Origin of the sequence: Hydrogenophaga sp. (assembly GCF_051007235.1) — a bacterium.
In the GTDB taxonomy this organism is placed as follows: domain Bacteria; phylum Pseudomonadota; class Gammaproteobacteria; order Burkholderiales; family Burkholderiaceae_C; genus Hydrogenophaga.
Genome location: NZ_JBPCSJ010000376.1, coordinates 1 through 10,632, shown reverse-complemented (window position 1 = coordinate 10,632; position 10,632 = coordinate 1). Strand labels below are relative to the sequence as shown.

The 10,632-nt window shown below is 63.5% G+C and carries 9 protein-coding genes and 1 pseudogene; all 10 read left to right on the top strand.

The window, feature by feature from the left end; genetic code table 11:
- A pseudogene (locus ACR2JA_RS13480) lies at nucleotides 1-393 on the top strand (TIGR03016 family PEP-CTERM system-associated outer membrane protein); the annotation flags it as partial.
- 3 nt (nucleotides 394-396) lie between these two features.
- On the top strand, nucleotides 397-1,395 hold the full coding sequence (locus tag ACR2JA_RS13475; protein ID WP_434009591.1) for a TIGR03016 family PEP-CTERM system-associated outer membrane protein: 999 nt from the start codon (nucleotides 397-399) through the stop codon (nucleotides 1,393-1,395).
- Between the two features lie 3 nt (nucleotides 1,396-1,398).
- Entirely contained in the window at nucleotides 1,399-2,523 is a 1,125-nt protein-coding gene (locus ACR2JA_RS13470; RefSeq protein WP_434009590.1) for an XrtA/PEP-CTERM system-associated ATPase, read from the top strand.
- A gap of 13 nt (nucleotides 2,524-2,536) precedes the next feature.
- Nucleotides 2,537-3,400: an XrtA system polysaccharide deacetylase gene (locus ACR2JA_RS13465; protein ID WP_434009589.1), complete on the top strand. Its 864-nt coding sequence runs from the start codon at nucleotides 2,537-2,539 to the stop codon at nucleotides 3,398-3,400.
- 67 nt (nucleotides 3,401-3,467) lie between these two features.
- On the top strand, nucleotides 3,468-4,688 hold the full coding sequence (locus ACR2JA_RS13460; protein WP_434009588.1) for a TIGR03087 family PEP-CTERM/XrtA system glycosyltransferase: 1,221 nt from the start codon (nucleotides 3,468-3,470) through the stop codon (nucleotides 4,686-4,688).
- Complete coding sequence (gene xrtA / locus ACR2JA_RS13455; protein ID WP_434009587.1) at nucleotides 4,685-6,280, top strand: exosortase A; 1,596 nt, start codon at nucleotides 4,685-4,687, stop codon at nucleotides 6,278-6,280. The genes ACR2JA_RS13460 and xrtA overlap by 4 nt, the downstream gene beginning before the upstream one ends.
- Before the next feature lie 2 nt (nucleotides 6,281-6,282).
- Nucleotides 6,283-8,190, top strand: coding sequence for an XrtA/PEP-CTERM system amidotransferase (locus tag ACR2JA_RS13450; protein ID WP_434009586.1), 1,908 nt, complete (start codon nucleotides 6,283-6,285; stop codon nucleotides 8,188-8,190).
- On the top strand, nucleotides 8,187-9,356 hold the full coding sequence (locus ACR2JA_RS13445) for a TIGR03088 family PEP-CTERM/XrtA system glycosyltransferase (protein WP_434009585.1): 1,170 nt from the start codon (nucleotides 8,187-8,189) through the stop codon (nucleotides 9,354-9,356). The genes ACR2JA_RS13450 and ACR2JA_RS13445 overlap by 4 nt, the downstream gene beginning before the upstream one ends.
- Nucleotides 9,353-10,492: a non-hydrolyzing UDP-N-acetylglucosamine 2-epimerase gene (wecB, locus tag ACR2JA_RS13440; protein ID WP_434009584.1), complete on the top strand. Its 1,140-nt coding sequence runs from the start codon at nucleotides 9,353-9,355 to the stop codon at nucleotides 10,490-10,492. The genes ACR2JA_RS13445 and wecB overlap by 4 nt, the downstream gene beginning before the upstream one ends.
- A 1-nt stretch (nucleotide 10,493) precedes the next feature.
- Nucleotides 10,494-10,632: NAD(P)-binding domain-containing protein (locus ACR2JA_RS13435; RefSeq protein WP_434009592.1), on the top strand; the 139-nt coding region annotated here is incomplete at its 3' end.

Genomic DNA, 10,632 nt, shown 5'->3' with positions numbered 1-10,632 from the left:
TCCACTGGCGCCACGCTCAGCAGCAACGGATCGCTCACTCAGGATGCACGCAGCGAGCAGGTCATCGAGGTCAGCCCAGGTGTTCGGGTGGTGGCCAACGGTGCGCGGATCAAAGGATCGCTGGACTATTCCCTGCGCGCGATGCACCACTTCCAGGGCACCAGCGACGACAGCCTGGGCCACGCCCTCAACGCGCTGGGCAGCGTTGAACTGTGGGACGGTCGCGCTTACGTCGACGCTTCTGCTGTGATCAGCGACGAAACCATCACCGCCTTTGGTCCGAATGGTGGAAGCGGCATTTCAGACAACAACCGTTCAGAGACCTTCAGTTACCGTTTTTCGCCTTACGTCAAGGGGCGCTTGGTCGGCGCTGCCGACTACGAGTTGCGCTAGTCCATGGCCGGCTCTGACACCCGGCAGTCAGGGCGCTCCGACAGCCAGTCACAGGAGCTGTCCTTGCTCCTGAAGGGCGCGCTCAGCGGGCCTTTCGGTTGGTCGTTCCAGGCGCAATCTGGCACCACGGACTACTCGCTCGACCGCGAGACCCGCTCGGACAGCGCTCGTTTCAACTTGAATTACGCCCTCACGCCGCAGTGGATGCTGACGGCCTTGGCCGGTGTCGAGCGCAACGACGTGCTCAGCTTGCAGCGCGAGTCGTATGGCATCGCTGGCATCGGTGCGGACTGGCGCCCGTCTCCCCGCAGTCGTCTCTCGCTGGATTTGCAAAAGCGCTACTTTGGCCACTCGCACAACCTGCAGTGGGAGTACCGCACGGGCCGCACCCTCTGGCGACTGCGCGGCGCCCGCGATGTCAGCAACAGTCCGACGCAAGCGGCCACAGCCTCGGTCGGCACCTTGTCCGACTTGCTGGACGCCTACTACCTCACCACAGAGACCGACCCGATCAAACGCGCGCAGCTGGTTCAGGCCGACCTGCTGGCGCTGGGTCTTGCGGGCGACACCGAAGTGTTCCAGCGTTTTCTGGCTTCGTCGGCCACGTTGGCCCGCACACAAAGCCTCTCGGCCATCGTGCAAGGTCGCCGCACAGTGGTGACCGCGACGTTCAGCCGCAGTCGGACCAGCCGCTTGCAGTCGATCATTTCACTGGGCGACGATTTCGACAGCAGCGACTTCGTGCTGCAACAGGCGCTGGGGCTTTCCGTGGGCCACCGCCTGACGCCACGCTCCTCGCTCAGCGCCGACTGGAGCCTGCAGCGTAACGAAGGCAGTCTGGTGAGCCAGAAGACCACCAACAAAAGCCTGACCCTGCGCCTGAACACACAACTGGCCTTGCGCACCTCGGGCAGTGTTCAGTTGCGTCGCACCGTGCAGGACAGCCCGACCAGCCCTTATCGCGAGACGTCCATTGCGGGCTTGGTCAATCACCGGTTCTGACCCATGTACGAAGCTTTCTATGGGCTGAGCAGAAAACCCTTTCAGCTCAATCCCGACCCCCAGTTCTATTTCAGCAGCAAGCCGCACCGCCGCGCGCGTTCGTACCTGGTGTACGGCGTGATGCGAGGCGAGGGTTTCATCGTCATCACCGGCGAGGTCGGGGCCGGCAAAACCACCATCGTGCGCGACCTGCTCGACAGCCTGGACAACAACAGCGTGGTCGCGGCACATCTCGTCAGCACCCAGTTGGGCGCCGAGGACGCGCTCAAGCTGGTGTGCGGAGCGTTTGGTGTGCCGGTGCGCGGGTCTGGCAAGGCCGATCTGCTCATGGCGTTGGAGGCCTTTTTCATCACCCAGACCACACAGGGCAAGCGTTGCCTGCTGATCGTGGACGAAGCGCAGAACCTGCAGCCGCTGGCGGTGGAAGAGCTGCGCATGCTCTCCAACTTCCAGTTTGGTGACCAGGCCCTGTTGCAGACGTTCCTGGTCGGTCAGCCTGAATTCCGCGACATCCTGCAAGGCCCGGGCATGTTGCAGTTGCGCCAGCGCGTCACAGCGCGCTGTCACCTGGGTCCCCTGGACGAGGAAGACACCCGTGCATACATCGAACACCGGCTCCAGTGCGCCGGTGCGACCGACAAGCCGACCTTCGATGCGGCGGTGTTCCACATCATTCACCAGTTCTGTGGTGGCATTCCACGCCGTATCAACACCTTGTGCGATCGGCTGCTGTTGCAGGGGTATCTGGCCGAGTCCACCCACTTTTCGGTCGACGACGTCAATGAAGTCATTGTGGAAATGCAGGCAGAGAACGCGGTGCCTGAGACCCATCCACAGCCTGCTGGCGACCCCTGGGCCAACCTGCCCGGGCAGCCGGTTTCCCGGCCCGCACCGCTGATGGACTTTGGCGACAGCGGCATGGGCGCCATCGATCCGTTGCTGACCGACGACCTGGGGCGCCAGCTCACCCAGATGTCGGCCATGCAGCTGAGTGACCGGCTGCTGCGCATCGAACGCAGCATGCTGCGCCAGGAGCGCCTGGGGCTGGAATTGCTCGATGTGCTGCGGCGCTTCTCGTCGTCTGGGCGCCTGCGTGCCGGACCTGAAGAACCACCGTCGGACCGTTGAGGCAGACCACAACATGGGTTCCAGCCGCATCACCAACGCCCTGACCATCGACGTCGAGGACTACTTCCAGGTTTCCGCTTTCGCGCCCTACATCCGCCGTGATGAATGGGATCAGCGCGAATGCCGCGTCGAGCGCAATGTCGACCGCATCCTGGCCTTGCTGGCCGAGCACCAGACGCATGCCACCTTCTTCACGCTGGGCTGGGTCGCCGAGCGCTACCCGGGCATGGTTCGTCGCATCGTGGACCAGGGTCACGAATTGGCCAGCCACGGCTATGGTCATCAACGCGCCAGCGACCTCACCGAGGTCGAGTTTTTCGACGATGTTCAGCGTGCCAAGGACATCCTCGAAGACATCGGTGGCCAGCCCGTGCAGGGCTACCGCGCGCCCAGCTTCTCCATTGGCACCGGCAATCTGTGGGCGTTGGATACCCTGGTCAAAGCCGGTTACCGCTACAGCTCAAGCATCTACCCGGTCAAGCACGACCACTATGGCATGCCCGATGCACCCCGGTTCGCCCACGAAGTGCGACCTGGTCTTGTCGAAGTGCCACCGTCCACCTTGCGTCTCTTTGACCGCAACCTGCCCTCCAGCGGCGGAGGCTTCTTCCGCCTGCTGCCCTACAGCGTGTCCCGCTGGATGCTGCAGCAGGTCAACGCGCGCGATGGGCAGTCGGCCATCTTCTATTTCCATCCCTGGGAAATCGACGCAGATCAGCCACGCGTAGCCGGTGCCGATGCGAAAGCGCGTTTCCGTCACTACGTGAACATTGACCGCAACGAGCGCAAATTGGCCCGACTTCTGAAAGATTTCCGGTGGGGGCGCATGGATGCAATCTTCTTGCCGGATGCCCGCTCCGGGCAACCTGTCCTGTGATGAACACCCATGCGCTTCAGGCATCTGCTGCCGGCCCGTGCCTTGTCCAAAACAGGCCAAGGACGGTATGGGCAAAGTGATGTATCTCGTTCACCGCATGCCTTTTCCGCCCAACAAGGGCGACAAAGTGCGGTCGTTCCACGTGCTGGAGCAGTTGCGGAGCCAACACGAGGTTTTTTTGGGCACCTTTCTGGACGATCCTGCTGACGAAGAGCACGTCCCGGCGTTGGCGGCGATGTGTGCGGATCTGCACCTGGAGCGCTTGAGACATCCGTGGGCCAAGCTACGGGCGCTCCGTGGCCTTGTGCAACACAAACCGTTGTCGGTCTGCCACTACAGCTCCAGTGGCATGCGCCAGTGGGTACGACGCACACTGCAACAGCATGCGATCGATGCCTGCGTGGTCGTGTCCTCGCCCATGGCCGCCTATATGCAACCGCACGGGGCTTCGCATCCCGGTTTCGTCCTTGATCTGGTTGACGTCGACTCCCAGAAGTGGCGGCGCATTGCCGGTGCGACGAACTGGCCCATGTCCTGGGTTCTTCGGCGTGAATCCAGACTCCTGTTCCGGCACGAGCGTCGCATGGTGGCGACCGCACGCCAATCGCTTCTGGTGACACCCCGGGAGACCCGCCTTTTCGAAACCCTTGCACCCGAGTCCCGGGGGCGTGTGGCGGTGATGGGCAATGGTGTCGATGCCCAGTTTTTCAGCCCTGAGCAGCCTCACGCGTCGCCGTTTCGTTCGGACGAACAAGCCATTGTCTTCGTCGGCACCATGGACTATTGGCCCAATGTCGATGCCGTCCGGTGGTTCGCTGCAGAGGTCATGCCTGCTCTGCGGCAGCTCCACCCTCAGGCGGTTTTCCATGCGGTCGGCAGGAACCCGACCTCCGAGGTCCAGTCGCTTGAGCGGTCGGGCGTGCGCGTCTCGGGGACCGTACCTGACGTGCGGCCCTTCCTGCAGCATGCCGCCGCGGTGGTGGCGCCGTTGCGCGTGTCACCTGGGTTGCCCAACAAGATTCTGGAGTCCCTGTCGATGGGGCAACCCGTGGTGACCTCGGCCGCCTGCGCTGAGGCCATCGAAACCTCGGAGCATGGCGGGGTTCTGGTGGCCAATGGCATCGACGGTTGGATTCGGCAGGTTGGCCTGCTTCTGACGCAGGCTCGGTACAAAAAGATGCTCTCTGAACGTGCCCGTGAAACGGTCCTGACCCGGTTCAGTTGGGCAGACCAACTTGCACCGCTGCACCGCAGTTTGCAGGTGATCCGGGAGGGGGCGAACCCATGAATGATCGCGTACAGAAGCACCGGGCGGGCGCTGCTGCGGCGACCAGTTGGCGCGTGGCCTTCACCTCGTGGGTGGTGCTGTTGGTTGGACAGTTGCTGCTCTTTCGTGATGGTTTTGCCAGCCTGACCGAACTGTGGTCCAAGTCGGACACCTACGCCCATGGATACGTGGTGCCGTTGATCTCGATATGGCTTGCGTGGCGGGCCAGGGGGCGATGGGCAGGACTGCTTCCCGTTCCCAGCCATCTGGCGCTTCTGGGCATGCTGCTGGTCTCTCTTGTCTGGTTGCTGGGGGACCTGGTGGCCGTGAATGCTTTGGTTCATCCGGCTCTGATGGCCATGGTGGTGATGAGCTTCGTGGCCGTCTTCGGGACAGCGATCTCCCGGCAACTGATGTTCCCGCTGGGCTTCCTGTTCTTCGCCGTGCCCATGGGTGACTTCATGTTGCCCTGGCTCATGGAGCGCACGGCCGACTTCACGGTGCTGGCCTTGCGCATGAGTGGCATCCCGGTGTACCGGGAGGGGCTGCAATTTGTCATCCCGACGGGCAACTGGTCGGTGGTGGAGGCGTGCAGCGGCATCCGCTACCTCATTGCGTCTCTCATGGTGGGCTGCCTGTTCGCTTACCTCAGCTACAACAGCTTGCGCAAGCGTTGGCTGTTCATGCTGGTGGCCTTGCTCGTGCCGCTGCTGGCCAACTGGATGCGGGCCTATCTCATCGTGATGATCGGCCACCTTTCCGGCAACGAACTGGCGACCGGCGTCGATCACCTCATCTACGGCTGGGTGTTTTTCGGCATGGTGATTCTGGCCATGTTGTTCATCGGTGCCCGCTGGGCGGATCCCATCGAACCCGATCCCCCCATCGTGCCATCCCCGTCGCATGTGGCACGCACCACACAACCGGCGTTGTGGTGGACGGCGGCAGGTGCCTTGCTCCTGCTGGTGGCGCCGCACCTGCTGCTGCGCGGCCTGCAGGCCAGTATCAACCCGGCGCCACCGAGGGTGGTCGACTTGGTCGCTGCACCGCCCTGGCAGGCGCAGTCACCGCACGCCAGCGCCTGGGTACCCGCTTTCCAGAACCCTTCCCATCAAAGCAAGCTCACGTTCCGCATGACGGATGGCCGGCTGGTGGACCTGGGCATCAGCTACTACCGCCAGCAAAACCGTGATCGCAAACTGGTTTCGTCCAGCAATGCTCTGGTGATCAGCCATGACGATCACTGGGCACAGGTTCAAAGTGGATCGCACAGTGCGCAGGCGGATGGTCAGCCGCTGGTGGTGCAGACAGCGATGCTTCGTGACCGCTCAGCCAGCCTCACGTCCGATGGCACGCGTCTGCGCGTCTGGCGTTTCTACTGGGTGGGCAACCGCTTCATCGCCAGTGACATTCGAGCCAAGCTGCTGGGCGCGCAGCAGCTGATGCAAGGGCAGGGCGACGACGCAGCGATCATCGTGCTGTCCACCGTGTTGAACGACCGTTTGCCTGAGGTCGACCGGGTCGCTGACGCCGATCGGTTGCTCGGGGACTTTCTGCAGAGCCAAGCAGCACCGCTGCGCACAGCGCTGCAAACCACCCAGCAAGGGCGCTGACCATGTGCGGCATTTCCGGCCTGTTCGATCTGCGCGGCGTGCGTCCCTTTGACGCCGATGTGGCCCGGCGCATCAACAACGTGCAAGCCCACCGCGGTCCTGATGAAGACGACATCCACCTGGAGCCGGGTCTGGCCCTGGGGCACCGGCGCCTGTCGGTCATCGATCTGGCTACCGGTCAGCAGCCGCTGTTCTCGGTCGACGGTCAGGTGGGCATCGTCTTCAACGGCGAGATCTACAACTTCCAGGCCCTGCGGGCCGAACTCCAGGCCAAGGGCCACGTCTTTCGCACCCAGAGCGACACCGAAGTCATCGTCCAGGCCTGGCAGGCCTGGGGGCCAGACTGCGTGCACCACCTGCGTGGCATGTTCGCCTTTGCCCTTTGGGACCGGCCCCGGCAGACCCTGTTCCTCGCGCGCGACCGCATGGGGGTCAAGCCCATGCACTACGCGCTGCTGCCCGACGGCACGTTCATCTTCGGCTCCGAGCTCAAGGTCCTGACAGCGCACCCAGGTTTCCAACGCCGCATCGACCCGCTGGCCGTGGAAGAGTTCTTCGCGCTCGGCTACGTGGCCGATCCGCGCTGCATTTACTCCGGTGCCCACAAGCTGCCCCCCGCGCACACGTTGACGCTGCGCCGCGGCATGGACCAGTTGCCGTCGCCCGCGCCGTACTGGGACGTGCAGTTCACAGGCGACAACCCCATCAGCTTTGAGGACGCCCAGGCCGAGGTACGCGAGCGCGTGCGCGACGCCGTGCGCCTTCGCATGATCGCGGACGTGCCGTTGGGCGCCTTTCTGTCCGGTGGTGTCGATTCCAGTGCCGTGGTGGCCACCATGGCGGGGCTCAGCAACGAGCCTGTCCGCACCTGTGCCATCGGCTTTGACGACCCCAAGTTCAACGAATCGGCCTTTGCCCAGCAGGTGGCCGACCGTTACCACACCGACCATCGACTGGAGGTGGTCGGCAGCGACGACTTCGGCCTCATCGACACCCTGGCACGTCTCTACGACGAGCCGTATGCCGACAGTTCGGCCATCCCCACCTACCGCGTCTGCCAGATCGCACGGCACCATGTGACGGTGGCCCTCAGCGGTGACGGAGGCGACGAAAGCTTTGCTGGCTACCGTCGCTACCGCATGCACATGGGCGAGGAAATGGTCCGCCAACGCCTGCCGCTGGGGTTGCGCCGTCCCCTGTTCGGCACCCTGGCGGCCCTGTACCCCAAGGCCGACTGGGCGCCGCGCCCCTTGCGCGCCAAAACCACCTTCCAGGCCATGGCCATGGATGCGGTGCAGGCCTATTGCCACAGTGTTTCGCACGTGCGCACCCCCCTGCGCGAATCGCTGTACTCGGCCGCCTTCAAAAACCAGCTGGGCAGCTATCGCGCACTGGACCTGTTCCGCGAACACGCGGCGCGCGCCCGCACGCACGACCCGCTGTCGCTGGTGCAGTACCTCGACTACAAGACCTGGCTGGTTGGTGACATCAACACCAAGGTGGATCGCGCCAGCATGGCCCATTCGCTGGAGGTGCGTGAGCCGCTGATGGACCATCAATTGATCGAGTGGCTCGCCACGCTGCCCAGCGGACACAAGCTGCGGGCAGGGGAGGGCAAGGCGGTCTTCAAGAAAGCCTTCGAGCCGCTGCTGCCGCACGACGTGCTCTACCGGCCCAAGATGGGCTTCTCGGTGCCGCTGGCCAGCTGGTTGCGCGGGCCGCTGGCCGGACGCATGCGGGAATCCGTGCTCAGCGACCGCATGGCCGACACCGGGTACTTTCACCGGCCCACCATCGGCCGCCTGGTGGACGAGCACCTGGGCGGACGGCACGATCATTCCACCGCCCTGTGGACGCTGGTGATGTTCGACGCATTTTTGCGCCAGTCCGCGTCGCTGGATTCGGCATGAAGGCCACATCGCGTCGCAGACACATCGTGCACGTGGTGTACAGCTTTTCCATCGGAGGGCTGGAAAACGTCATCGTCCAGCTGATCAACCGGTTGCCACCCCAGCGGTACGAGCACACGGTCATGTCGCTCACCACCATCAGTGACTTCAAGAACCGCATTCACACGGACAACGTGCGGTTCATGGCCCTGGACAAGCAGCCGGGGCATGCCATACCGCTCTATCCCAAAATCTTCAGAACCCTGCGCGAGCTGTCCCCCGATGTGGTGCACACCTGCAATCTTGCCGGCCTGGAGATCGTGCCCCTGGCATGGCTGGCCGGGGTGCCGTTGCGTGTCCATGCCGAGCATGGATGGGATGCCCATGACCCCCGTGGCGAGCGGGTGAAGTACCAGCGGATACGCAAGCTGTACCGCCCCTTCGTCTCTCGCTACGTTTCTGTTTCTGACGACCTAGACCGGTACCTGGACGTTCGCATCGGCGTTCCGGCCCGTCGCCGGACCTTGATCGAAAACGGCGTGGACACCGAGACCTTTACACCCTCTACGGGTGATGTGTCGGCGGTGGTCGGTTGCCCGTTTGACCCCCGTCAGCACTGGATGGTCGGAACGGTCGGGCGACTGCAGACTGTCAAGAACCAGCCGCTGCTGGCCCATGCTTTCGTCAAACTCCTGCAGCGGTACCCCGACATGGCCGGCCATGCCAGGCTGGTCATCGTCGGCGAAGGTCCTCTTCGTGCTGAGGTGGAACGCATCCTGCGCGACGCCAACCTCCTGCATCTGGCCTGGCTACCGGGTGCCAGAGCCGACGTGGCCGACGTCCTCCGCACGCTCGGGGTGTTCGTGCTGCCCTCGCAGGCGGAAGGGACCTCGTGCACGCTGCAGGAGGCCATGGCGACGGCCTTGCCCGTCATTGCCACAGCCGTGGGCGGTACCCCCAGGCTGATTGAACACGGCGTGAGCGGATGGCTGGTCCCATCCGAGGACGTCGACGCGCTGGTCAATGCACTGCTGCACTGTTTTGCAGAAAAAGGGCTGGCCATACAGGCCGGTCATAAAGCAAGGCGTATGGTTGAAACCCAATACGGCCTCAAGTCCATGGTCGACCGTTACACCCAACTTTTTGAACCCGGTCCGCTCGCGGACCACAACACGATCGCATCATGAAAGTCATGCTCGTTTTCGGGACCCGTCCTGAAGCCATCAAGATGGCTCCGCTGGTCAAAGGTCTGCAGGCCAATCCCGACCTGCAGACCGTTGTGTGTGTCACCGCCCAGCACCGCGAGATGCTGGATCAGGTGCTGCGCCTGTTCGACATCGTGCCCGAGCACGATCTCAACATCATGAAGCCGGGGCAGGACCTGTTCGACATCACCGGTAACATCCTTCACGGGCTCAAGGCGGTTTTTCAGCAGGAGCAGCCGGACCTGGTGCTCGTGCACGGCGACACCACCACCACCCTGGCCACCAGCCTGGCGGCGTACTACTCGCGCATCGCGGTCGGCCACGTCGAAGCTGGCCTGCGCACCGGTAACAAACATGCACCGTTTCCGGAGGAAATGAACCGCAAGCTCACCGGAGCATTGGCCGACATCCACTTCGCCCCCACCCCGGCCTCGCAGGCCAACCTGCTGCGCGAAGGCGTGGCCGCGGACACGATCCATGTGACGGGCAATACCGTCATCGACGCGCTGCTGGCCGTGGTGGACAAGCTGCGCAACGACCAGACCCTGCAGGCCGAATTCGCCCAACGCTTCAGCTTCCTCGATCCCTCGCGACGCCTGGTGCTGGTCACCGGCCACCGGCGCGAGAACTTCGGCGAAGGCTTCCAGAACATCTGCAACGCGCTGGCCGACATCGCCGCTGAACATGCCGACGTGCAGGTGCTTTACCCGGTTCACCTCAACCCCAACGTGCGCCAGCCGGTCAACGACATCCTCGCCGCGCGCGGCCTGGCCAACGTCCACCTCATCGATCCGGTGGACTATCTGCCCTTCGTCTACCTGATGGACCGGGCGCACATCATCGTCACCGATTCCGGCGGCATCCAGGAAGAAGCGCCCTCATTGGGCAAACCGGTGCTGGTGATGCGCGACACCACCGAGCGCCCCGAGGCCGTGGAGGCAGGAACCGTCAAACTGGTCGGCACGTCCCGCGAGAAGATCGTGGCCGAGGCGCGGCGCCTGCTCACCGATGAACAGGCCTACGCCACCATGTCACGAGCACACAATCCCTACGGTGACGGGAAAGCTGTCGGCCGTATCGTCCAACTGGTTTTGAACACGCAATCACGAGGGAAATGAAATGGCAAGAGAACTGCAGAAAATCGTTGTCATGGGCCTGGGCTACATTGGTCTGCCCACTGCTTCCATGCTGGCCACCAAGGGACACCAGGTGCTGGGCGTGGACGTCAATGCCAAGGCGGTCGAGACCATCAACTCCG